This is a genomic window from Salinibacterium sp. UTAS2018 (genome assembly GCF_004118935.1).
Classification (GTDB): domain Bacteria; phylum Actinomycetota; class Actinomycetes; order Actinomycetales; family Microbacteriaceae; genus Rhodoglobus.
In genome coordinates, this window is sequence record NZ_CP035375.1 from 2,910,704 (window position 1) to 2,934,124 (window position 23,421).

The window sequence follows — 23,421 nt, forward strand, 5'->3', positions numbered from 1 at the left end:
GGGCGCTGCGTGAGCGTCCGCGATCAGTGTGCTGAGGGGCGCGTCACATCCACCATCCACGCATAGTTGAAGGCACGCTCCCGCCAGGCGTCGTAGCGGCCGGAGACGCCGCCGTGGCCCGCCGCCATCTCGGTCTTGAGCAGAGCATCCGCCCCCACCTCACGCAGTCGGGCAACCCATTTGGCGGGCTCGACATAGAGCACGCGGGTGTCGTTGAGGGAGGTCACCGCGAGAATCGGTGGGTAGTGAGTGTCGTGCACATTCTCTAGTGGTGAGTACGACTTCATGTAGTGGTAGACCTCTTCGTTATGCAGGGGGTCGCCCCACTCGTCCCACTCGATAACCGTCAGCGGTAATGAGGGGTCGAGGATCGACGTGAGCGGGTCGACGAACGGGACAACCGCAAGGATGCCCGAGAACAGCTGCGGGGCGAGGTTCGCGACGGCGCCCATGAGCAGGCCGCCAGCGCTTCCGCCCTCGGCAACGAGACGGTCGCTTGACGTCGTATCGATGTCGATAAGGTGGTGAGCGCACGCCACAAAGTCGGTGAACGTGTTGCGCTTGTGCAGCTTCTTGCCGCCCTCGTACCAGGTGCGGCCCAGCTCACCACCGCCGCGCACGTGTGCGACAGCGAACACCATGCCGCGGTCGAGCAGGCTCAGGCGGCCAACGGTGAAGCCCGGGTCGATACTGATTTCATACGAGCCATAGCCGTAGAGCACGGTCGGCGCCGGGGTGCCCGGTTCCACGAGGTCGTTGCGGTACACGAGCGAGATCGGCACCCGAGTGCCGTCGGAGGCGGTGGCCCATTCCCGACGCTGGGTGTACAGCGCGGGGTCAAAGTGACCAAGCACCGGCTGCTGTTTGCGCACGACCAGCTCGTTGTCATCCACGAGGTAGTCGTACACGATGGTCGGGGTGACGAAACTGCCGTAGCTGAGACGGATGCTCGGCTGTTTCCACTCGGGGTTCGAGCTGAGACCCACGGTGAAGAGTTCGTCGTCGAACTTCAGTTCGTGGGGAGTGTCTTCGTAGCGCCCGCCATGCTTCGGAACGATCGCCACCGCCACGCGCGTGAGGCCCTCGCGGCGGTACTCGATCGCCACGAAATCCTTGAAGGCATCCACACCCTCGAGGCGCACCGCTTCGTTGTGGGGGAGTATCACACGGCGCTCGCCGAGCGGATCCGCCGCCGCAACGCTCACAAGCTCGAAGTTGATCGCATCCTTGTTGTGCACGATCAGCAGGCGATCCTGCGTGCCGACGATCACGTGCTCGACGTCGTACTCGACGCCGACCTCGCGCGGCCACACGACCTCGAACTCACCGGTCGGATCGCTCGTGTCGAGCAGTCGCGTCTCGCTCGTCAGACGTGAACCCGCTTCAATCGCCAAATACTTGCCACTTCGCGAACGACCTACGCCCACCCAGAAACTCTCGTCGGGCTCATGAAACACCTGCACCGCGGATGCCGCAGCCGTGCCCAACTCGTAGCGCCAGACAGTATCGGGGCGCCACGCATCATCCACCGTCGTATAGAAGACGTACTTGCCCGTGGCGTCCAAGAGCGCGCCTCCCGCGGTGCCCGGAATCTCATCAGGGAGGTCATCGGCGGCGCTGAAGCGGATGACGTTGTTCGCGCTCGCAGCGGCGTCGCCAGCGCCGGTGTCATCTGTGGTGTAGCTCGTGCCGGCGCTCGCGGCAGCCGTCACATCGCCGAGCTGACGTACGCGCAGCGTGTAACGCTCGTCGCCCTCGATGTCGACGCCGTAAAGCAGCAGCGTGCCGTCGTCGCTCAGCGAGAAGGAGCCCAGGCTGAAGAAGTCGTGCCCCTCGGCTTCGACGTTATCGTCGAGCAGGATCTGCTCGCCGGGAAGCGTGCGGGGAACGGCGGCGACGGCCGCGTCGGCACCATCCGCAGCAGCGTTGCCAACGGTTCCAGCGTCACCAGCAACGGGCCCAGCAATCGTCGGCGGCGTCCAGTCATCCTCCCCAGCGATCGGCGCGCGGCAGTGAATCGGGTACTGCTTGCCCTCTTCAGTGCGACTGAAGTACCACCACTGCCCGCGACGAACCGGAACGCTCAGGTCGGTCTCTTGCGTGCGGCCCTTGATCTCTTCGAAGATCTGCTCCTGCAACACACTGAGGTGACTCGTGCGGGCGGCCGTGTACGCGTTCTCGGCATGGAGATGCGCGAGGGTGTCGGGGCTCTCTTTGTCGCGCATCCACTCGTAGTTGTCGACGTAGTGGTCGCCATGCTGGAGGCGTTCTGCGGGAATCTTCGCGGCTTCAGGAGGGGTGAGCATGACTTCAGCGTATGCCCGATTGCTGGGCGCCGGGAGTGCGATCATAGAGCTACCTCAATGATCGGAGTCTCGGATGCCTCACCCCCTCGTCACCGCGAATGAACTCGCCGCGCTGCTCGACGACGCTGCGAACGGGGGAGCACCGGTGCGGGTTCTCGATGTGCGCTGGAGCTTGGGTGGGCCGGCCGGCCGGCCTCTCTATGAGGAGGGACATATTCCCAGCGCGGTCTATGTTGATCTCGACACCGAGCTGGCGCGCCACGGTGAACCAGAAGAGGGTCGTCATCCGCTGCCCACGGTCGACGCTTTTCAGGCTGCCGTGCGCCGCTGGGGGATCAACGATGGCGACACCGTTGTGGTCTATGACGACTGGAACAGCCTCGCCGCCTGCCGCGCCTGGTGGCTGCTGCGCTACATGGGCATCGAGAATGTGCAGGTGCTCGACGGTGCCCTCTCTGCGTGGACGGCGGCCGGGCATCCGCTCGCTATCGGCGCCGACGACATGACCGCCGTTGAGCCGGGCACGGCAGCCCTCAGTGCCGGCAACGAGCCTGCCTTGAGCGCGGATGACGCTGCCGCGCTCGCCGAAACCGGCGTGCTGCTGGATGCCCGTGCAGGCGAGCGCTACCGCGGCGAGGTCGAGCCGATCGATCCGCGAGCCGGTCACATTCCCGGGGCTATCAGTGCGCCCACTTCCGGCAACCTCGGTGAAGACGGCCAGTTCTTAGACTCCGAAGCGCTCCGCGAACGGTACGAAGCCCTCGGCGTGAGCGTCGACCGGGCAGTCGGTGTGTATTGCGGTTCGGGCGTCACGGCCGCGCACGATGCGCTCGCGCTCACCGTCGCAGGATTCCGCCCGGCGCTGTTCCCCGGCTCGTGGTCGGCGTGGTCGAACCAGCCGGAGCGCCCGGTCGCAACAGGCGCGACGCCGTAGCCGCGACGCTGTAGCGGCAACTTCCTAGCCGAGGCATCCGCTCGAGTCATTCGGCGCCACTCATCTTTAACGCGAACTCCTCTTAACCGCGAAGGGCCCCAACACCACCACAGTGTTGGGGCCCTTCGCGTGGATCGTTAGGAGATAACGTCTTGCAGCAGTTCTTCGTGGAGGTCCTTGCGAACCATCGACACAACGTAGCCGATCACCAGGGCGATGAAGGGCGACAGTACGAGGAACCAACCGAAGGCATTGAGGCCGAAGGCGGTCACGGTCGGGTCGACTCCCTCAGCGAGCGTGAGGTCACCGGCGAGGAGGCCGAAGCGTGACATCAGCAGGTACTCGGCGAGCACGAGTCCGATGAATGCCAAGACCGGCGCAATCATCGTCACGAAGATGTTTTCGGTGCCCTTGTTCTTGAGGAAGAAGCTGATGATCGCGACGCAGACGAGCGCTTCGATCAGCACAATCGCCACTACGGCGAGACCACTGAACCAGAAGAACATGTTGCCGACGGGGTCGAGCTGGAATGCGGCGAACAGCACGATGACAACACCGCTAATGATCGACACGATGATGGATGCGCGACCGGGGGCTCCGCGACCGTTCACGGTTCCCACCGAGCTCGCCAATACGCCACCGCGGCCAAGCGCGAAGAGGTAGCGGCTTGCGGCGTTCTGGAAAGCGAGCAGTCCAGCAAACATGCTCGTGAGCACGAGGATGCTCATCAGCGTCGCAAGCCACGGGCCGACGTATTCGCTCGCGAGCGTGAAGAGTACAGCGGCGGGGTCTTCGAGGCCGCCTGAACGTTCGAGCGTCTGGTCAATAACGTTCGAGGCGCCCATTCCCGTAACAAGGGCGAAAGCGGTGAAGGCAAACAGCACAGTGATGAGGCCAACAGCGAGGTAGGTGGCGCGCGGTACGGCACGCTTCGGGTTGACACTTTCTTCGCCGTAGATAGCGGTTGCTTCGAAGCCGATGAAGGATGCAAACGCAAACGCGAAGGCGATACCGGCGGAACCGGCAAGACCACCGGCAAGGATGAGATCGGGCGAGAACGATGCACCCCAGTTGAGTCCTTCTGGCCCACCGTCGGCGAGGATCGCAACAGCAGCGATCACAAGAACGATGAGTTCGGCGATCATCAGCACACCGAGCACCTTGGCGCCGATGTCGACGCGCAACAGCGAGAGTGCGGTGACGGCGATCCACGCGAGGAGAGTCCAGGCCCACCAAGGGAGGAGCCCGACTTGCCCGGCCATGACGCCGCCGAAGAATCCGTAGATGGCGAGCTGGATGGTGAGGTACGCGAGGATCGACACGAACGACGAGGCGATCCCGGCGTGGCGGCCGAGCCCACGACCGACGTAAGCGAAGAAGGCGCCGGTGTTGGTGACGCGTTGGCTCATCGCGGCGTAGCCGACGCTGAACAAGAGAAGCACGATGCCGGCGAAGAGGTAGGCGCCGGGGGCGGCGGCTCCGTTACCCAGAACGATAGCGACGGGAACGGCGCCGGTCATTCCGAGAAGTGGCGCGGCGGCGGCCACGACAAAGAAGACGATTCCGATTACGCCGAGTCGCCCTTTGCGCAGGGTTCGATCGGGGCTTTCCTGGGATTTTTGGTCAAGCGCCATAGTGAAACTCCTCATTGAGTTCTGAATCAAGTCGTCCGTATCCGAACGAGTTGCGTTCAACAATGGCGAAGACAGGGTGTCTTAGTCAAGCGTTTTCAGAAATTCATTCGGATACGAACCGTTTTGGGCTACACTCTGGCGCATGACCGAACTCAATGGATTCCTTCCTCCCCTCACGCCGCGCGGGTCAAGTTCGCTCGTGCCGAAGATGCCCTGGTACTACTCGGGAACGCTACTCACTGTCGAGTACTTGACCGATCCAGCCAACGTACGCGCGATCCTTCCTGACGATATTGACCTCGCTCCCGAACAACCTGGCGCCGTTGCCATTGTCTGGGCCGACTGGCAGTCCTGCAGCACGGGCGGCCTCGAACTGCTCGACCCCGTGCGCGCGCAGTACCTCGAAGCGTTCATGGTGGTGCGCTGCTCCCACAAGGGCATCGTCTATAGCCGCTGCGTCGCCATCTGGGTCAACAAAGACTTCGCTATCGGCCGCGGTTGGTTCCAGGGCTACCCCAAGAAGCTCGGCAACATTGCCGTTACGCGAGTCTTCAACAAGGGCAGGGCCACCCCCAAGCTCGAGAACGGCGGCCAGTTCGGAGCGTCGATCGCCGCCTACGACCACCGCCTCGCTTCTGCCGTCGTCACGTTGCGCGAGCCCGCCGAAAGCAATGGCTTCGTCAATGGCCACAAGATGCTGCACAGCCGCTTCATGCCCTCCATCAGCAAGGATGCGGGAATGTCGCTCGACCAGCTCATCACCATGGGCGGCACCGACGTCGAGATTGGCGAGACCTGGAAGGGCGATGCCGAACTTCACCTTGAAGACTCGCAGTGGGATGAGCTGCATTCAATCCTGCCCGTGCAAGAGATTCTCGGCGGCTACTACCGCGAGATCGGAGTCACCTTCAACGGTGGCGAACTCGTAGAAGACCGCTCACAGGCGATCTAAGCGCCGACTGCGGCCGCGGCATCCGCTCGCTGCTGCAGTCGACACCGCCGCTCACAGTGGCTTACAGCGCGACACAGAAAAGCCCCGCCGATTCGCTCGGCGGGGCTTTTCTGGCGTCGTATTCGTTACCGGCTTAATAATCGGCGAAGTACTCGTCGATCTCCCACTGGCTCACGTCGCGCGTTGCCTTGTCTGAGACGGCATCTTCGTAGCGCATCACCTCGTCACGCTTGAGCACGCTGAAGACGTCGATGACGGTGCTGCCCATGGTGTCGCGCATCACCGTGTCGGCGTCGAGGGCGTCGAGCGCGGCAGTGAGGGTCATGGGCAAGATGTCAGCCGATTCGTCTTCGTAGGCCCAGCCTTCGACTGCTGTGGGGGCAGTCAGCTTGCGCTTGATCCCGTCGAGGCCAGCAGCGAGAGTGGATGCGATGAGCAGGTACGGGTTCGCTGCCGGGTCGCCGAGGCGAACTTCGAGTCGCGTGCCTGCGCCGCGCTCCGGCGGTACCCGCAGCATGGCGCTGCGGTTGTCGTGGCCCCAGTTGGCGCGGTACGGAGCCAGAGTGTCGGGCCCAAGGCGCTTGTAGGCGTTTACGGTGGGGTTCGAGAGCGCTGCGAGTGAACCCGCGTGGGCGAGGATGCCGCCGATCATGTGGTTGGCCATCTCTGAGAGCCCAGAGCCGCCATCCGACATGATGTTGTTGCCGTCTTTGTCGACGACCGAGAAGTGCAGGTGGAAGCCGCTGCCACCCTCGTCGTCCCAGGGCTTGCCCACGAAGAGCGCGTGCTTGCCGGTGCGAGCGACGATGTCGCGAACCGCGGTCTTGAAGAGGAAAGTGCGGTCGGCGGCATCCAGAGCCTCGCTGTGCCAGAGGTTGATCTCATACTGTGCGGGGCTGAACTCGTGGTTGCCGGCGAAAACGCCAATGTCCATGCCGTCGAGCATGCGCATGAGGTTCAAAAACTGCCCGCCGGGGTCGACGTGCTCGCCGGTTGTGTAGACGCGACCGGTGCGGCTGAGGCTGCGGCTCCAGCCGTTCTCTTCGTCGTAGTTGGCGATGTAGAACTCAAGTTCGGGGCCCACAGTGGGGGTGAGGCCAAGGGCGGCGTATTCGGCGATGACCTTCTGTAGCACCGAGCGCGGTGCTACTTCGCTGACGCTGTGATCGGGGTTGAACGCGTCTCCGATAACGAGCGCCACTCCGGGTTCCCACGGCATCATCGTGAGGGTATCGGGGTCAATCTGTGTGAGAAGGTCGGGCAGCCCGGATGACATGATGTCGTTTCCATCGAGCACGCCGCCGCCGGTCGTGGTTACCCAGACGCCTTGGCAGAACAGGGGAGACTTCGCGCGGTGCAATTGGCTGACGAGGAGATCTTTTGAACGGGTGATTCCCAGTACATCCGGGAAGATCAGGCGCAGAACATCGATCCCTTTTGCCTGCAGGTCTGTTTGGAGTGCTGCTATGTCGAGAGTCATTCTTCCTCCGAAAAATAAATCGTTCGGCACTGAACGATTAGTGAGATACTAAGCCACAGAGCGGTGTGGCTGTCCACTCATCGCGAGAATTTACCGGAAAGGTACACAGATGAGAGCCCTCTTGGTGCAACACGATCACGTCACCGCCAGCGGCCCAGTGGGCCACCGCCTCCGGGAGCGCGGCTTCGAAATCGACGAGATCATGGTTGTCACCGAAGAGAATTTCGAGAACCCGAACGTTAATTTTGAATTTCCGGATGTCTCGGGCTACGACCTCGTCGTTCCCATGGGAGCCCCGTGGGGCGCGTGGGATGACGGCTGCATTGGCAAGTGGTTGACTCCGGAACTGGAGTGGGTGCGCTCCGCCATCGAGGCGGACATCCCGGTGCTGGGCATTTGTTTCGGTGGTCAGCTGATCGCACGGGCGCTCGGCGGCACGGTGGCTCGTGGCGCTCAATCAGAAATCGGTTGGAAAACGATTTACAGCGATGACACCTCGCTGGTCTCCAACGGTCCCTGGTTTCAGTTTCACTACGACCAGTGGACGATGCCCGAAGGCGCCGTCGAAATCGCTCGCAACCCGATCGCACCTCAAGCATTCACCTACGGCCGCAGCTTGGCCGTGCAGTTTCATCCCGAACTCAATTCGGCAATTTTGGAAGGCTGGCTTGATCAGGGTGGTATCAACGAAGTGATCGCGAGCGGGCAGAATCCTGAGATCATGATCGCTCAAACCCGCGACGAAGAGGGCCGTGCCGCTGAACGCACGGCAGCCCTCGTGGATGCTTTCCTGGAGCGAATAGCCAAGCTCGTCTAGCGGCGGCGGGGGCGTCGCTGACCGCTACTGAGCTTTAATAACCGTGAGCAAAATCACGGAATCTTCGAGCGCATCCACGGCATGGATCTCAGCGGGAATCGGCAGCAGATCGCCCGGCTTGCCTTCCCACGATTCGTCGGCGGACCGCAGTGCGATGTGTCCGACGAGTACCTGCAGTGTTGCTTCGCCGGGGCTGGAGTGCTCGGAGAGCCCTTCACCAGCCCGCATCGCCATCACCGTTTGTCTGAGCTGGGCATCGCGCCCGCCGCACACCGTCACGGCGCTGCGGCCGTTGTTCGAGGCGAGAGCGCTCGCCAATTCCTGAGAAGCAAGCTCGGTCAAAGAAACAGTGGTGTTCATCTCGTCACGCCTTTCGTGCACGGTCGGCGTCATCGCCGTGGGGCAAAGCTACCGCAGTCGGTACTGGTGCTGCGCGAAGCGGGCCTGCTAGCGGAGCGTCTCCAGCGCCGCCATGACCTTCGCAGCCTCGGTATCCGGGTTCACGAACGCGAGCCGCAACACCGTTTGACCACGCCATTTCGTCGGTACGCACAGGATGACGCCGTCGTGCGCCACTTGCTTCGACCACGCCGAATACTGCTCCGCTGTCCACCCGCTCCGCACAAAGAGCAGCACTGAGAGCTCGGGCTCACGCACGAGTTCGAGGTAGTCGGTCGCGTCGATTGCGCGGGCGACTTCGCGAGCGGTCGACACCGAGGCTTCAACCGCATCCCGATACTTGTCGGTGCCGTGGGTGGCGAGGCTGAACCACAGTGGAAGGCCTCGCACGCGCCGCGAGAGGTGCAGGGCGAGCTCGCTGGGGTTCGACTCGTTGCGGTCAATGGCATCCAAATAGCTGGCGTGCTGAGAGTGCACGGCCCGCGCCAGCTGGGGTTCGCGATAGATCAGCGCACAGCAGTCGTAGGGGGCGAAGAGCCACTTATGCGGGTCGACGATAAAGCTGTCTGCTCGTTCGATGCCGTCAAAGAGGGGGCGGATGCTCGGGGCGGCGAGCCCTGCGCCACCGTAGGCGCCGTCAACGTGCATCCAAACACCGAACTCTTCGCAGACGTCGGCGATATCGGCCAGGTCGTCGACAAGGCCCTCGTTAGTTGTTCCGGCCGATGCGACCACCGCAAACACGTTCGGGTTCTGTTCGAGAACGGCGCGCAGCGCTGCCCCGGTCATGTGCCCGCGATCATCGATCGGCACGTCAACCCGATCCACGTCGAGCGCTTTCGCGGCCGAATTGATCGACGAGTGAGCATTGGAGGTGTAGGCCAGTTGCCAGCCGCCAGCGGGGCGACCACCGCGTCGCGTTTTGGCGGTTTCGCGGGCAGTCATGAGCGCTGAGAGGTTGCCCGAGGTGCCGCCGGAGACGAAAGTGCCGCCGGCAGTATCGGGCCAATCGAGCAGTCCGATAATCCACTGCAGCGCTTGGTTCTCAGCGAAGATTGCGCCAGCACCCGACTCCCAGAGGCCGCCAAAAATGTTAGCGGAACTCGTGACGAGGTCGAAGGCTACTGCCGCCCGGGTAGGGGCGGCAGCGATATAAGCGAGGTTCAGCGGGTCATCCTGAGCCCGCGTTGCAGGTTCAAGAATCTCATCGAAAATACGCAACGCTTCCGCGCCGCCGATGCCCTCCGGGCGGATCGCGTGACCAACCGCGGCTGCCAAATCGGCCGCTGGCCGCGCCGTCGAATACGGATCAGTCTCACGGACCATTCTCTTGGAGGTCCAGTCAATGGCGAGCTGAACTATTTCAGTCTCATCGCCCCAGACAGCGTGGGGTCTGCCCTGCGGCCGAACTTCGCTCATGCAACTACCTCGCTCATGTGCCTACTTTGCTAGTTCGACGCGTACCGGGAGTCGTTTGATTCCGTTGACGAAATTGCTGCGCAGACGGTCAGGCTCACTGAGCTTCGTCATTCCCGAGATGCGGGGCAACAGGTTCTCGAACATAATACGGATCTCAAGGCGTGCCAGTGAGTTTCCGAGACACATGTGCGGGCCACCGCGACCGAACGCCATGTGCTCGTTCGGGTTGCGGGTGACATCCATCTTGTAAGGATCTTCAAAGATCTCGGGGTCGCGGTTGCCGGCAGCGAACCACGTGACAACTTTCTGGCCTTCCTTGATCGCTTGACCATTGATCTCGGTGTCCTTGGTCGCGGTGCGACGGAAGTGGTAAACCGGGCTGGCCATGCGCAAGAACTCTTCGACCGCCCACGGGATGAGTTCTGGTTTTTCTTGGAGTAGCTCAAGCTGGTCGGGGTTATCCATGAGGTAGTTCATGGAGTGCGTGATGGTGTGGCGTGTGGTCTCGTTGCCGGCGACGACGAGCAGCAGAAAGTAGCTATTGAAGTCGCGCTCGCTGAGCGCTTGGCCGTCCATCGGCGTCTGGTTGACGAGGCGCGACACGAGGTCGTTGCCGTCCTTGCCGCGACGCTGGTTGGCGAGGTCGTTGCCGTACTCGAAAACCTCCCGAGCTGCGGGGGAGCGGAAGGGCAGCAGTCGGAACTCTTCGCTCTCGGCGGAGCTTGCCAGTACGTCGGCGTGTTCCGGATCGTCGTTTCCGATCATCCGGTTGCCCCAGTCAATGAGCTTGTAAATGTCGGTGTCGGGCACATCGAGCATTTTGGCGAGAACCCGGATCGGGAAGTCGGCGGCCACCTGGTCGACGAATTCGAACTCGGGGTTCGCAAAGGCAGCATCAAGAGTGCTGGCAGTGAGGCCGCGAAGGAAAGTTTCGTAGCCGGCGACCGCACGGGGCGTGAACTCACCCTGCATGAGGCGGCGGAGCGCCCGGTGACGCACGCCATCCGTTTCGAGCATTGACTTGCGAGCTTCGATTTGGTCAGCGTCGAGCTCTTCGAGGTTGACGGTGCCGCGTTCGCTCGAGAACGTTTCGGTGTCGCGCAATACGGAAACGATGTCGTGGTAACGGGTGAGCGACCAGAAGCCGTGGTTGGGGGCTGGCTCTTCTGACCAGTGCACGGGGGCGTCAGTTCGAAGCTTGTCGAATACGTGCCAGGGTGTGCCGTTCTCGAACAGATCTAGGTCTGCCAGGGTGACGTTCGCCATTGAAGTCAACTCAATCCTCCGTGGGTTGTTTGGATACAAACAATATGCCACATCGGCGCGTTTCTGTGAGCGATGTCCTCAAAAACTTTCTGAACGCCGGGGGTTAGATAGAGTAACCGCAGCTAAACGCGAGCAAGGGGACCCTCCGTGGCCGGACCACACACACTGACTGAGACTGAACGCCAAGTACAAGCGAGAGTCGGCGGCCTTCCGCTGGACTACTCCGCAATGGCCGTAGCATCGAACCTTTTTCGGGCGGCAAACGCCGTGCGTAATCACTTCGAGCGCACCGTGTTGTCGGAGCACAATCTCTCCTGGACAGCGTTTGTCGTTCTCTGGGTTACCTGGATCTGGGAGCCGATTGAAACTCGCCAGATCGCGCTTGAGGGAGGCTTCTCTAAAGCGACACTCACGGGAGTGCTCACGACTCTTGAGCGCCGTGGCTGGCTCACGCGCGAACGCAGCGAAACTGATGGTCGCCTCGTTGTGGTGAAGCTCACTGATCGTGGGCGCGAACTCATGACGGAACTCTTCCCTGCATTCAATCAGCAAGAGCAAGCGGTGGCGGGTCCGGTCGCGCCTGAGCGCCGCGAAGAGCTCGCCGACATGCTGCGCCTGATCACGGCGGGCGTCGAACCCAAGGGCTAACGCTCACGCAATTTTTGGTGGTCGGATGCTCCAAACGCTTGTTTGGGCTCGAATCACTCGCTAAGGTAAGTCATTAGCATCCGAATGACTTAACGGCGAGCGATTCGAGACGGGACAACTATGACCAACGTTCAAGTAGCCGGAGTGACCGTCGATACGCGGCACTTCATCAACGGAGAGCGCGTCGAATCCGACGACACCTTCACCAACGTGTCGCCGATCGACGCCAGTGCACTCGGAGAAATCTCCCGCGGCGGTCAGCGCGAGGTCGACCTAGCCGTTGCTGCCGCTCGGGCAGCATTCCCCGGCTGGGCTGCCACCAGTCCCCAGGATCGTGCAGCCATCATGCACAAGATCGCCGACCTCGTCGAAGAGCGCGTCAGCGACCTCGCCAACGTCGAGACGATGGACAACGGAGCACTCCTGCGCAGCCACCTGCGCGGTGTGATGCCGCGCGTGGCCCACAACTTCCGGTTCTTCGCTGACTACCTCGTGAACGACCTCGGACATCCGGACTTCGAAACTCGTGGCCACAACAACCACGTCTCGTGGGATCCTTCCGGAGTCGCCGCCCTCATCACGCCGTGGAATGCACCGCTCATGCTTGCCACCTGGAAGATTGCTCCGGCGCTCGCCGCGGGTGACACCGTGGTGCTGAAGCCAGCCGAATGGACACCGCTCACGGCATCCCTCTTCGCTGACATCACCGCCGAAGCTGGGCTTCCCGCCGGCGTCTTCAACGTCGTGCAGGGTTACGGAAAAGAGGCGGGTGCCGCACTGGTCGCTCACCCCGATCTCAGCCGCATCTCCTTCACGGGCTCGGTGCCGACGGCCAAATCGATCGCTCGCGCCGCCGCCGACAACCTCACCCCCTGCAGCTTCGAGCTCGGGGGCAAGAGCCCCTGCATCGTCATGGAAGACGCCGACCTCGAACTCGCTGCAACGCTCGCGGTTGAGCAATACGACAACGCCGGCCAGGTCTGTCTCTCGGGCACGCGCATCCTCGTTCACGAGAACATTGCGGATGCCTTCGCCGAAGCGTTCAAAGCCAAGGTAGCGACCCTGCGCCAGGGTGACCCGCGTGACATCGAGACCGATATTGGTCCGCAGGTTCACCGCGTGCACTTCGAGCGGATCAAGGGATTCGTTGATCGCGCGAAAGACGGCGGAGCAGACATTCTCTTCGGTGGCGGCCCGAACGCTGAACTCGGTGGCCTGTACTTTTCGCCGACGCTCGTCAAGAACCCCGAGGTTGGTAGCGAAATCGTCACGCAGGAGGTCTTCGGGCCGGTGCTGACGATGCAGACCTTTACGACGGATGACGAACTCGTCGCCATGGCGAACGGCACCGAATTCGGTCTCGCCGCCATTCTCGTCTCCGGCAACCGCGAGCACGCCGACGTTATCGCCAAGCAGCTCGTTGCCGGCACAATCTGGGTTAACTGCTTCTTCGTGCGCGACTTGCGGGCCCCCTTCGGCGGTTCCAAGAAGTCGGGTGTCGGTCGCGAGGGCGGCACCTGGTCATTTGATTTCTACGCAGATGTTAAAAACACGGTGGTTTCACCGAACGGATGGAAGGAATAGTCATGGGAGAAGTAGTTGGCGCTGGGCTGATCGCCCACGTACCTACGATCATGTTGCCCAAAGAGGTCCGTATGGAACTCAATGAGGGCAAGGATTCAACGCTCGTTGAAGGGCTCGAACGGCTCCGCAAGGACTACTTCGAGAATGACGATTACGACACTGTTGTTGTGCTCGACAGCCATTGGGCGACCACGGTTGAATTCGTTGTTACGGCGCACGAGCGTCGCCACGGTAAGTTCACGTCAGAAGAGTTGCCGCGCGGAATGAGCGGCGTGCCGTATGACTTCATCGGAGACCCCGAGCTCGCGAAGCTCATGGGGGAGCAGGCCGAAAAGAACGGCACCTGGATCACCCCGATCGACGATGAATACCTGCCGATCATGTACGCCACGATCAACCTGTGGGAGTACCTCGGCAAGGGCCTTCCCGACAAAAAATGGGTGAGCGTCTCGATCTGCCAGACCGCGACCGACGAAGACTTCTTGCGTGCGGGTCGTGCCATTGGTGAAGCAATAGCCAAGAGTGACCGCCGCGTCATCCTGCTCGCATCGGGTGCGCTTTCGCACACCTTCTATAAGCTGCGCGATCTGCGCAAGCACGAGATGGCCGATCCGAGCCACATTTTCTCGGATGCCGCCCGTGCCGCGGACTACGAACGTCTCGACTGGTTCAAGGCTGGCGACCACGCTCAGGTGTTGGAAACCATGCCCGCGTTCCAGAAGGTGCGCCCCGAGGCCATGTTTGGCCACTGGCTCATGACGGCGGGGGCAATTGGCGAAGAGGCGTGCACTGCTCCCGGCGTAATGTACAGCGAATACGAAAATTCCATCGGCACCGGTCAGGTGCACGTGTGGTTCCCGAAGCCAGAAGGTGGCTTCCCAGCAGCAAAGGATGTGGTTCTCTCTCGTGACTGAACTCCGCAGAATACTTCTTGATGGTTACCCGACACAGGTAACCCGCCACGGCGATGTTCTCGTCGCTGGAGACGGCCGCGAGGTTGGTGTCGACGAGGCAATTCACTTGCCGCCGACCGAGCCGAGCAAGATCATTGCCGTGCACTTGAACTACGCCAGCCGCACTGAAGAGTTCATGACCAAGCTGCCCGCAGCTCCGACCTACTTTCAGAAGCCGGTCACCGCGCTCAACACTCACAAGGGTGATGTTGTGCGGCCCGAGGGCTGCAAGTGGTTGAACTTCGAGGGTGAGATCGTCATCGTGATCGGCCGTACGTGCCGCAATGTTTCGCCCGACCAGGCTAGCGACTACATCGCCGGCTACTCGATCGGTAACGACTACGGTCTGCATGATTTCCGCGACACGGATGCCGGTTCCATGCTTCGAGTGAAGGGTAGCGACACGCTCGCTCCCGTTGGCCCGGGTCTCGTGACGGATTGGGATTTCCGTGGCAAGCAGTTGCGCACCATTGTGAACGGTGAGGTCAAGCAAGATGACAACACCGACAACATGGAGTGGGACATGAACTACCTCGTGGCCGACATTGCGCGCACGATCACGCTGAGCCCCGGCGACATGCTGTTCTCGGGAACGCCCGCATTCTCGCGTCCGGTGCAGCCCGGCGACGTTGTTGAGGTCGAAGTTGAAGGCCTGGGCAAGCTGACGAACCGTATCGTTACGGGCCCGACTGCGATCCGCACCGACGTGGGAGCGCAGCCGACCGAGAGCGAAGAGGTAATGTCGACAGCAATGGGTGGCGACTGGGAGTTCCGCGGAATTCGGACCCCGTCGAAGGATCTCTACCCGTCGAAGATTGAGGAAAAACGATGATCAAAATCGAAGTCGACATGAACCAGTGCCAGCACTATGGCCAGTGCGTGTTTGAGGCACCCGACAACTTCAAGCTCAACGATGACGACAAGCTCGAGTACGTGGCCGAAGCGCCCGACTCGGAGCGCGACAACATTGAAGCCGCTGTTGATGTATGCCCGATGCAGGCCATTCGAATCGTCGAATAGTGTCTGAGGCTAACCCCGCCGCACCGGTCGTTATTGTCGGTGCGGCGATGGGTGGGCTGCGCGCGGCGGAGTCTCTCCGTCGTTCGGGCTACACCGGTGCTATCCGCGTGGTTGGCGAAGAACTTCACGCTCCCTATAACCGTCCGCCTCTCTCCAAAGAGGTGTTGGCCACTGACGTGACCCACGAAGCTGTCGCGTTTCCATCGCGCGCCGAGATGGGTGATGTGGAGTGGATGCTCGGGGTACGCGCCACCGCGGTCGATCTTGATGCGCACACTCTCACCACCGACGATGGGTCTGTGCAGGAGTGGCGTGCCCTGGTTATCGCGACGGGCCTGCGCGCTCGCCGCTTGGACTTTGCTCCGATCGCCGGTCGTCACGTTGTCCGTTCGCTGGATGACGCGATGGCTCTGCGCGCCGAGCTCACCGAGGGTGCGCGCGTCGTTGTCGTCGGCTCGGGCTTCTTAGGCTGCGAACTGAGCGCCACCGCTCGCAAGTTGGGCTGCTCGGTCACCATTGTGACGCCGAGTGCCGAGCCCATGATGCGTCCGCTTGGCGACCTCGTGGCGAAGGAAATGCGCCGTCGTCTCACCGACGAGGGCGTCGAAATTTTCTCTGGCGTGAACGTTGCTGCTATCCACGGCGAGACTGCTGTTGAGTCTGTTGAGCTGAGCGATGGCCGCGTGATCGAGGCCGATGTCGTGATCGAGTCTGTTGGCTCGCACTGCAACATCGAATGGCTTGAGGGAACGAACCTCGATGTCTCCGATGGAGTTCTCGCTGACAACGCGATGCGCGCGGTCTCGACCGATGGTGTCTCCCTCGATGACGTTTACGTGGTGGGCGATATCGCTCGCTTCCCGAACCCCATGTTCGACGACGTTGCTCGCCGTATCGAGCACTGGAATATCCCGACCGACACCGGCAAGCGCGCGGGTGCCGTTCTCGCGGCACGCCTCGCCGACGACGGTTCCTTTGCCGACGTGGTGACTAAACCGTTCGCTCCGATGCCGTCATTCTGGTCGAACCAGTTCGAGATCAAGCTGCAGGCCTACGGTCTGTTGGGCTTGGTGTCGGATGACGACATCCGCGTGCTCGAGGGAGATCTCACCGACCAGGCTGCCGTGGGCTACTACCGCGACGACCGTCTCGTGGGCGTTCTCGGAATTGGCATGAAAGCCGCGCTGCTGCCGTATCGCAAGCAGATCGCGGAGGGTGGCGCGTAGCCGTTCTGCTTTTGCTGCCCTGTCCGTAGGCGAAGCGGGGTCGTAGGCTGGGCTTATGACTCCCGCTTCGACTATCGCCGTTGCCCAGTTCGTTCCTGGCCATGATCGCGAGGAGAACATCGCGCAGATCACGGAACTTGCTGAGCGTGCCGTCGAGCGTGGCGCGAGCTTTGTGATCTTTCCGGAGTACTCGTCGTACTTCACCGCCACGATGGGCGAAGACTGGGTCACCGCCGCCGAGCCGCTCGACGGCCCTTTTGTGCAGGCCTTGACGTTGCTCGCGCAGCGGTTGCGGATTCATGTCGCTGCGGGAATGTTGCAGTCGAGTGATGAAGAGAACCGCTTCTGGAACACGCTTGTCGCAATTGCTCCTACGGGCGCCATCGTCGCGACCTACAGCAAACAGCATCTCTACGACGCGTTCGGTCAGCGTGAATCCGACTGGGTCATTCCCGGGTCGATCGCTGCGCCGCAGACCTTCGCGTGGGAGGGCTTCACCGTTGGTTTGCAGACCTGCTACGACATCCGTTTTCCGGAGGTATCACGCCGGTTGGTGGATGCCGGCGCCGACCTCATTGTCGTGCCCGCCGAGTGGGTGCGCGGACCGCTCAAGGAATACCACTGGCGCACGCTGCTCACGGCGCGGGCCATCGAGAACACGGTCTTCGTCGCGGCAGCCGATCATGCCCCGCCCATCGGCGTCGGCAACAGCATGGTCGTCGACCCGATGGGCGTGGAGCTCGTGACGATCGGGGAGCGCACGGATGTCGCTGTCGCCCACATCGAGCACGCTCGCCTCGACGAGGTGCGCGCCATCAACCCGGCGCTGTCGTTGCGCCGCTACGGAGTGCACCCGCTCGAAGGCTAGTGGCGCAGTTTCATCCCGGAAAGTTGGGCTGCTGCCCGCTCGAGCACGTCTGGCTTCTTGCAATAGGCGAAGCGGATGAGCGTCTTGTAGTCGGCGTGGTTTTCCGGATGCACGAACGCGGTCACAGGGATGCCGACGACTCCGCTGATCTCGGGGAGGATGCGGCAGAAATCGGCGGCGTCCGTCACACCGAGGGGTGCGGCATCCGCAACGATGAAGTAACCGGCTTGGGGCGTGCTGACATCGAAGCCGGCGTTGCGCAGCCCGGCGCCCAGGGTGTCGCGCTTGCGGGCAAGGCCGCCGGCGAGATCGGTGAAGTAGCTGTTAGGCAGCCCGAGGCCGGTAGCGATGCCCACTTGCAGCGGTGCGCCGTTGACATAGGTGAGGTATTGCTTCACGGCCATGATCGCTTGGAGCAGCGGCTGCGGTGCGGTGATCCAGCCGATCTTCCAACCTGTGGTGTTGAACGTTTTACCGCCGCTGGAAATGCTGATGGTGCGTTCGAACGCGCCGGGCAGACTCGCGACAGGGATGTGTTCGTGGCCGAAGGTGATGTGTTCATAGACTTCGTCGGTCACGATGAGGGCGTCGTATTTGTGGGCGAGCTCGACGATCAGTTCGAGAGTTTCGCGGTCGAGCACAGCGCCGGTGGGGTTGTGCGGACTGTTCAGAATAATGAGCCGGGTGCGTCCGCTGAAGGCGGCCCGGATGTCGTCATGGTTGGGCTGAAAATCGGGGGAGCGCAGCGGCACTGTCACATGGGTGGCGCGCGCATAGTTGATCATTGCGCCGTACGCGTCGTAAAACGGCTCGAGCGTGATGACTTCGTCGCCCTCGCTCGTGAGGGCGAGAATCGTAGCGGCGAGTGCTTCGGTCGCTCCGGCAGTTGCCAGTACTTCGGTGTCGGGGTCAACGTCGATGCCGTAGAAACGCTGCTGATGCTCGGCGATCGCGTTGCGCAGTACAGGGAGCCCGTTGCCTGGCGGGTACTGGTTGGTGCCGTCGCTGATGGCCTTGCGGGCGGCATCCAACACTTCGATGGGGCCGTCCTCATCGGGGAAGCCCTGACCCAGATTGATCGCGCCGCTACTCACGGCGAGGGCAGACATTTCGGCGAAGATTGTTTGGCTCAGCTGCCCGTCGGCGCCGAGCAGCATGGCGCCAGTGGCGGCGCGTTCCCAAGATCCGGTGACTGTCATTGTGGGCCAAGCCTAACCACTTGCGGTCTCGGATGCCGCAGAAACCGGTTGCTCCACCCAACCTGAATGCGGCCCGACACAAAAACCGCACAAAGTCGGGAGTCGCGCGACAATCGCCGCTTTTCTTCAGGTCAAGCGCGCAGCCAGCCCACAGGCGAACTAAATAGAATGCACAGGTTCGCGGTGGAGGCTAGCACCGCTGAAAGGAGCACATCATGACCGAGGTCCCCGAAGAACCCACCGCCCACAACCCCGCCGGCAGCACACCCGACAACAGCACTGCACCCGGCACCCCCGAAGCATCCGCTGCCACACCTCCCGCAGCACACACGGCAGAAAACGCCGCCGGCGCCACCGAAGCGCCCCCACACGTTTCCCCTTCCGGCACCGCGCCAGAAAGCGCGCCGGCTGAGGCTGCACCAACCGCAGGCACTGCCATCACACCGACGACGCCCACTGTCCCGAGCGAAACACCCATCGCCGCCGCGGTCGCTCCGATTGATGCGAACGTCGCTGCGCCCACAGTTTCAACTACGGCTGCTCCCAGCGCACCGGGCGCGAGCTTCGGAGCCGCCGCAACCGCAGCACCTGCTGAACCAGCAGTCCCCGCCAAGAAGCCACGATTCACACTCGGACTCGTCGCCGGATTCGCCATCGTCGCGCTCCTCGGCGGTGCCTCCGGAGCAGGCGTTGCGCTCTGGGCCGTCGGCAACCAGGCCACCTCGGCCGTCAGCGGAACCGCGAGCCCCGCATCCATCACCGTCAACGACCCGGGAAACGCCACTCTCGTCACTTCGGTAGTCGCCAAAGCAGCCCCCGCCATTGTCACGATCAACGTGACCGGCCAAAACTCCGGTGGTAGCGGCTCGGGCGTTATCATCAGCGAAGACGGCAACGTCATCACCAATGCCCACGTCGTCACGCTCGACGGCGAAGTTGCCGACCCCAAGGTCACGGTCACCACCGCCGATGGGCGACTGCTGTCGGCCACGGTCGTTGGTTTCGACCCGATCTCCGATATCGCCGTGATCCACATTGACTACGTCAGTGACATGCCTTACATCAACATTGCCGATTCCAGCGAGCTGAATGTCGGCGATAACACGGTCGCGATCGGAGCTCCGCTCGGTCTCTCCGGAACGGTCACCAGCGGCATCGTGAGCGCACTCAACCGCAGCATCACGATCGCGTCCTCTGCTCTGCCCGCCGACCCCGAAACAGAGAGCGACGCTCCTGAAGACAGCAACGCGCCTGATCTCTGGAACTTCGACCTCTTCGGCGAAAACGGTCAGGGCGGCGCGCAAAACTCCGCTAACCAGGCCACAGTCGCTCTTGCCGTTATCCAGACGGATGCCGCAATCAACCCGGGTAACTCCGGCGGTGCGCTGCTGAACTCCGATGGTGAACTCATCGGAATCAACGTCGCTATTGCATCCTCCGGCGGCAACGAAGGCAGCATCGGCGTCGGGTTCGCAATCCCGTCGAACGTCGCTAGCCGCGTTGCTAACGAGATTCTCGAAACCGGAACCGCCACGCACGGCCTACTCGGAGCATCCGTCGCTGACGTCACCGACGATCCTGCCCAGAGCAGCGCTCAAGTTGTGGGAGCCAGCATCGTTGGCATCTCCGACGGCGGCGCCGCAGCGGATGCTGGTCTCAAGGTCGGCGACATCGTCACCGGCTTCGATGGCTTGCCCATCACCAACAAGACCGACCTCACCGCTCAGGTGCGGGCATACTCGGCCGGCGCAAGCGTTCCGTTGACTTATGTCCGCGATGGAAAGGGATACTCCGTCGACGTGACCCTCGGTTCACTCCAGTAAACGAACCAATCAGGTATGCGGCGTCACTGGCCTTAGGGCCGGGGGCGCCGCATACGTGTGTAACCGTCGAATTAGTACCCGACACGATAAGCTCTACCGACAACCCAGCCCGACGTATTGGAACCCATGGCAAAGAAGGCTCAAGCCCTCACTGGCGTGTCGTACGTGATGCCCGTACTCAACGAAGTTGAACACATCGAGGCAGCCGTCGACAGCCTCACAGCGCAGGATTACGAAGGACCCTTCGAGATCGTGCTCGCGCTGGGCCCCAGCGTTGACGGTACCAACGCCATTATCGACGAAATGGCGCGACTCGACCCGCGCATTCGTCATATCCCCAACGAACTTGGTTCCACTCCCGGTGGCCTCAACGCCGCTATTCGTGCTTCCACACATCCCATCGTCGTGCGAGTAGATGCCCACTCGGTGCTGCCCACCAACTACACGCGAGTCGCCGTCGAAACCCTCGAACGAAGTGGCGCAGACAACGTCGGCGGCATTATGAAAGCTGAGGGCCGAACGCCCTTCGAGCGCTCCGTCGCCCACGCCTACGGATCGCCAGAAGGGCTCGGCGGTACCCAACATCACACCGGTGGCAAAGAAGGCCCGGCTGATACCGCCTATCTTGGTGTCTTCCAGCGTGACCGCCTTGTCGAGGTAGGTCTGTTCGATGAAGACATCAAACGCGGCCAAGACTGGGAGCTTAATCGGCGACTGCGAGCGACCGGCGGCACCGTCTGGTTCACCCCCGAACTCGAAGTCGTCTACCGGCCGCGCTCCAGTCTCCGCACGCTGGTTCGCCAGTTCGTAGCCACCGGAATCTGGCGTGGAGAACTCGCACGCCGTTTCGGCACAGCCAACTCGTTGCGCTATTTCGTGCCGCCGCTCGCCGTGCTCGGCACGGTAGTGGGCCTCATCATTGGGCTCATTGGCAGCGTGACCGGGGTTGACTGGTTAGCGATCGCTTATGCGGCTCCCGCCGTTTACGTGCTCTTCGTGGTGGCGGCGTCTGCCGTTGCTGGTGCCAAAGAGGGGCTACGATCAGGTCTTTGGTATCTGATCGTGCTGCCGTGCATCCACTTTGGATGGGGTAGCGGTTTCATCCTCGGATTCTTGAAGCTCACTAAGAACATCACTGCGCAAACGGGAAGGTAATGCCGTGTCCCCCCACACACCCTCGCAGCCGACTGCGCGCCCCACCTCCATCGCCCAGCTTCGCGAAGTAACGCAGCCGCCAGAGGTGCGACTTCGCGCCAACGCCGAGCACTGGACCGCGTCGCTCTATCTTCGCGATCTCTCGCCTTATCTAACCTGGATGCTCCTTAAGACATCGATCAGTGCCAACGGTGTTACCGGGCTCATGATTCTCACGGGATGGCTCACTGCCGCAGCACTGCTGATCCCCGGGTTCACCGGAGCGGCTCTGGCGCTGTTTCTTGGCCAAATGCAGATGCTCGTGGACTGCAGCGATGGAGAAGTAGCTCGCTGGCGCAACACCCGTTCGCCCGCCGGTGTCTTTCTCGACAAGGTCGGGCACTACAGTACCGAAGCTCTTATCCCGATCGCTCTCGGCATCCGCGCCGCTGGTTGGCCTCTCGATTTCCCCGCAGATTTCGCGTGGACAACAGCCGGCTTTGCGCTCGCCCTCATCATCGTCCTGAACAAAGCGCTCAACGATATGGTGCACGTCGCGCGCGCCAATGCCGGGCTCGACAAGCTCAGCGATCGCAAGGGCGAGGCCGAACCAAGTCACAGCCTCGTCGCTACGCTGCGCCGGGCCGCACGATTCGTTCCGTTCCACCGGCTCTATCACTCGGTTGAACTCACCATGATCGCCTTCGCCACCGCCATCATCGCGCTCTTCGTCCCTGCGATGGCGGCAGAACGCACGGTGCTGCTCATTCTGCTTCCGCTGGCACTCCTCGCACTCGGCGGACACTTCGTGGCCATCATGGCCTCCAAACGCGTCCGCTCATGACCCACCGCGTCGGCATTGTTTCGCTCACTCAGGGCAAGCGCCCCGTCGATCTAGCCCGAGGGCTCGCCTCGCTCGATGCCCAAGAGGGTGTCGAGCTCGACGTGATCGTCGTCGGCAATGGCTGGCAGCCCAGCGGACTTCCGGATGACGTGCGAGGCCTCCACCTCGAAGTCAACCTGGGCATCCCCGCCGGCCGTAATCGCGGCGTCGAGCACGTTCAGGGTGACTGGATTTTCTTCCTCGACGACGACGCCAGCATCCCGTCGCCGACCTTTCTCAGCGACGCGATCGCGATAATGCAGGCTGATCCCAGTATCGGACTCGTGCAGCCGCGGGTCGAAGACGCCGAGGGCAAAGAGAACCCGCGACGGTGGATTCCGCGCATTCGCAAAGGCGACCCCGCACACTCCAGCGACGTTTTTTCAGCGTGGGAGGGTGCCGTGCTCATGCCCCGTGCGCTCTTCGACCAAATCGGTGGCTGGGGCGACCCGTACTTCTATGCCCACGAAGGCATAGAGCTCGCGTGGCGCGTCTGGGGAGCCGGCAAGCGGGCATGGTACGCCGGAAACCTTGTGGCGAATCATCCGGCCATCGACCCGGCCCGTCACAGTTACTACTACCGCCTCAACGCTCGCAATCGCGTGTGGCTCGCTAAGCGCAACCTGCCCGTGTTGCTCGTTCCCGTCTATGTGGCCAGCTGGACTGCAGTTCAGTTGCTGCGCGCCGCAAGGAATCCCGTGGGCATGCGTGCCTGGTGGGGTGGCTGGATTGCTGGTTGGCGTGAAAACCCCGGTGGGCGCCGCAGTATGGGGTGGGCAACAGTGGGGCGGATGGCGCGTGCCGGTCGCCCTCCCGTGATCTAGCCGCCGCCACTCGCCAACGCACAAACGCGGCACTTCACCGAAGTGAAGCACC

General features: G+C 62.3%; 21 protein-coding genes. 14 read left to right on the forward strand and 7 right to left on the reverse strand.

The annotated features are described in order from the left end of the window. Positions 1-23: 23 nt before the first annotated feature. Entirely contained in the window at positions 24-2,306 is a 2,283-nt protein-coding gene (locus ESZ53_RS13840) for a S9 family peptidase (RefSeq protein WP_129073362.1), read from the reverse strand. A gap of 73 nt (positions 2,307-2,379) precedes the next feature. Here ESZ53_RS13840 and ESZ53_RS13845 point away from each other — a divergent pair, with 73 nt between their 5' ends. Continuing rightward, a complete protein-coding gene (locus tag ESZ53_RS13845; RefSeq protein WP_129073363.1) occupies positions 2,380-3,240 on the forward strand; it encodes a sulfurtransferase in 861 nt (286 codons plus the stop codon). A 137-nt stretch (positions 3,241-3,377) separates the two neighbouring features. On the opposite strand, the gene ESZ53_RS13850 is transcribed toward ESZ53_RS13845, so the two are convergent. Next, the gene (locus ESZ53_RS13850) at positions 3,378-4,874 is read right to left on the reverse strand and encodes an APC family permease (RefSeq protein WP_129073364.1); all 1,497 of its coding nucleotides are present in this window, start codon (positions 4,872-4,874) and stop codon (positions 3,378-3,380) included. Positions 4,875-5,016: 142 nt separating this feature from the next. Between ESZ53_RS13850 and ESZ53_RS13855 the strand changes: the two genes are divergently transcribed. Next, the gene (locus tag ESZ53_RS13855) at positions 5,017-5,826 is read left to right on the forward strand and encodes an acetoacetate decarboxylase family protein (protein WP_129073365.1); all 810 of its coding nucleotides are present in this window, start codon (positions 5,017-5,019) and stop codon (positions 5,824-5,826) included. Positions 5,827-5,959: 133 nt separating this feature from the next. Here ESZ53_RS13855 and ESZ53_RS13860 read toward each other — a convergent pair whose 3' ends face one another. Next, the gene (locus tag ESZ53_RS13860) at positions 5,960-7,306 is read right to left on the reverse strand and encodes a glutamine synthetase family protein (protein WP_129073366.1); all 1,347 of its coding nucleotides are present in this window, start codon (positions 7,304-7,306) and stop codon (positions 5,960-5,962) included. 109 nt (positions 7,307-7,415) lie between these two features. Here ESZ53_RS13860 and ESZ53_RS13865 point away from each other — a divergent pair, with 109 nt between their 5' ends. After that, complete coding sequence (locus tag ESZ53_RS13865) at positions 7,416-8,123, forward strand: type 1 glutamine amidotransferase (protein ID WP_129073367.1); 708 nt, start codon at positions 7,416-7,418, stop codon at positions 8,121-8,123. Between the two features lie 24 nt (positions 8,124-8,147). Here ESZ53_RS13865 and ESZ53_RS13870 read toward each other — a convergent pair whose 3' ends face one another. The 3 genes from ESZ53_RS13870 to ESZ53_RS13880 form a co-directional block, all read right to left on the reverse strand. Beyond that, complete coding sequence (locus ESZ53_RS13870) at positions 8,148-8,483, reverse strand: cupin domain-containing protein (RefSeq protein WP_129073368.1); 336 nt, start codon at positions 8,481-8,483, stop codon at positions 8,148-8,150. Between the two features lie 87 nt (positions 8,484-8,570). Then, on the reverse strand, positions 8,571-9,941 hold the full coding sequence (locus ESZ53_RS13875) for an aminotransferase class V-fold PLP-dependent enzyme (RefSeq protein WP_168187255.1): 1,371 nt from the start codon (positions 9,939-9,941) through the stop codon (positions 8,571-8,573). A gap of 21 nt (positions 9,942-9,962) precedes the next feature. After that, positions 9,963-11,207 (reverse strand): cytochrome P450, encoded by a 1,245-nt coding sequence (locus tag ESZ53_RS13880; RefSeq protein WP_129073369.1) that lies wholly within the window; start codon positions 11,205-11,207, stop codon positions 9,963-9,965. A 147-nt stretch (positions 11,208-11,354) separates the two neighbouring features. Here ESZ53_RS13880 and ESZ53_RS13885 point away from each other — a divergent pair, with 147 nt between their 5' ends. From ESZ53_RS13885 to ESZ53_RS13915, 7 genes are all read left to right on the forward strand, one after another. Then, positions 11,355-11,855, forward strand: coding sequence for a MarR family winged helix-turn-helix transcriptional regulator (locus ESZ53_RS13885; RefSeq protein WP_129073370.1), 501 nt, complete (start codon positions 11,355-11,357; stop codon positions 11,853-11,855). A gap of 120 nt (positions 11,856-11,975) precedes the next feature. Continuing rightward, the gene (locus ESZ53_RS13890) at positions 11,976-13,439 is read left to right on the forward strand and encodes an aldehyde dehydrogenase (RefSeq protein ID WP_129073371.1); all 1,464 of its coding nucleotides are present in this window, start codon (positions 11,976-11,978) and stop codon (positions 13,437-13,439) included. A gap of 2 nt (positions 13,440-13,441) precedes the next feature. Next, entirely contained in the window at positions 13,442-14,353 is a 912-nt protein-coding gene (locus ESZ53_RS13895; RefSeq protein WP_129073372.1) for a catechol 1,2-dioxygenase, read from the forward strand. After that, positions 14,346-15,224, forward strand: a complete 879-nt coding sequence (locus tag ESZ53_RS13900; protein WP_129073373.1) for a fumarylacetoacetate hydrolase family protein — start codon at positions 14,346-14,348, stop codon at positions 15,222-15,224. The genes ESZ53_RS13895 and ESZ53_RS13900 overlap by 8 nt, the downstream gene beginning before the upstream one ends. Then, positions 15,221-15,412 carry a ferredoxin gene (locus tag ESZ53_RS13905; RefSeq protein ID WP_009774276.1) on the forward strand — a complete coding sequence of 64 codons (192 nt, stop codon included), beginning with the start codon at positions 15,221-15,223 and terminating at the stop codon, positions 15,410-15,412. Before ESZ53_RS13900 ends, ESZ53_RS13905 begins: the two co-directional genes overlap by 4 nt. After that, complete coding sequence (locus ESZ53_RS13910) at positions 15,412-16,638, forward strand: NAD(P)/FAD-dependent oxidoreductase (protein WP_129073374.1); 1,227 nt, start codon at positions 15,412-15,414, stop codon at positions 16,636-16,638. The genes ESZ53_RS13905 and ESZ53_RS13910 overlap by 1 nt, the downstream gene beginning before the upstream one ends. 55 nt (positions 16,639-16,693) lie before the next feature. After that, a complete protein-coding gene (locus ESZ53_RS13915) occupies positions 16,694-17,506 on the forward strand; it encodes a carbon-nitrogen hydrolase family protein (protein ID WP_129073375.1) in 813 nt (270 codons plus the stop codon). Here the strand turns inward: ESZ53_RS13915 and ESZ53_RS13920 are convergent. After that, positions 17,503-18,705, reverse strand: a complete 1,203-nt coding sequence (locus ESZ53_RS13920; RefSeq protein ID WP_129073376.1) for an aminotransferase class I/II-fold pyridoxal phosphate-dependent enzyme — start codon at positions 18,703-18,705, stop codon at positions 17,503-17,505. The two genes, ESZ53_RS13915 and ESZ53_RS13920, sit on opposite strands and share 4 nt — an antisense overlap. A gap of 215 nt (positions 18,706-18,920) precedes the next feature. Between ESZ53_RS13920 and ESZ53_RS13925 the strand changes: the two genes are divergently transcribed. The 4 genes from ESZ53_RS13925 (at position 18,921) to ESZ53_RS13940 (ending at position 23,369) form a co-directional block, all read left to right on the forward strand. Then, complete coding sequence (locus ESZ53_RS13925) at positions 18,921-20,528, forward strand: trypsin-like peptidase domain-containing protein (RefSeq protein ID WP_246837328.1); 1,608 nt, start codon at positions 18,921-18,923, stop codon at positions 20,526-20,528. Between the two features lie 126 nt (positions 20,529-20,654). Continuing rightward, positions 20,655-21,683, forward strand: coding sequence for a glycosyltransferase family 2 protein (locus ESZ53_RS13930; protein ID WP_129073377.1), 1,029 nt, complete (start codon positions 20,655-20,657; stop codon positions 21,681-21,683). Positions 21,684-21,687: 4 nt separating this feature from the next. Continuing rightward, positions 21,688-22,506, forward strand: a complete 819-nt coding sequence (locus ESZ53_RS13935) for a CDP-alcohol phosphatidyltransferase family protein (RefSeq protein WP_129073378.1) — start codon at positions 21,688-21,690, stop codon at positions 22,504-22,506. Next, positions 22,503-23,369 carry a glycosyltransferase family 2 protein gene (locus ESZ53_RS13940; protein ID WP_129073379.1) on the forward strand — a complete coding sequence of 289 codons (867 nt, stop codon included), beginning with the start codon at positions 22,503-22,505 and terminating at the stop codon, positions 23,367-23,369. The genes ESZ53_RS13935 and ESZ53_RS13940 overlap by 4 nt, the downstream gene beginning before the upstream one ends. The last annotated feature ends 52 nt before the right edge of the window (positions 23,370-23,421 follow it).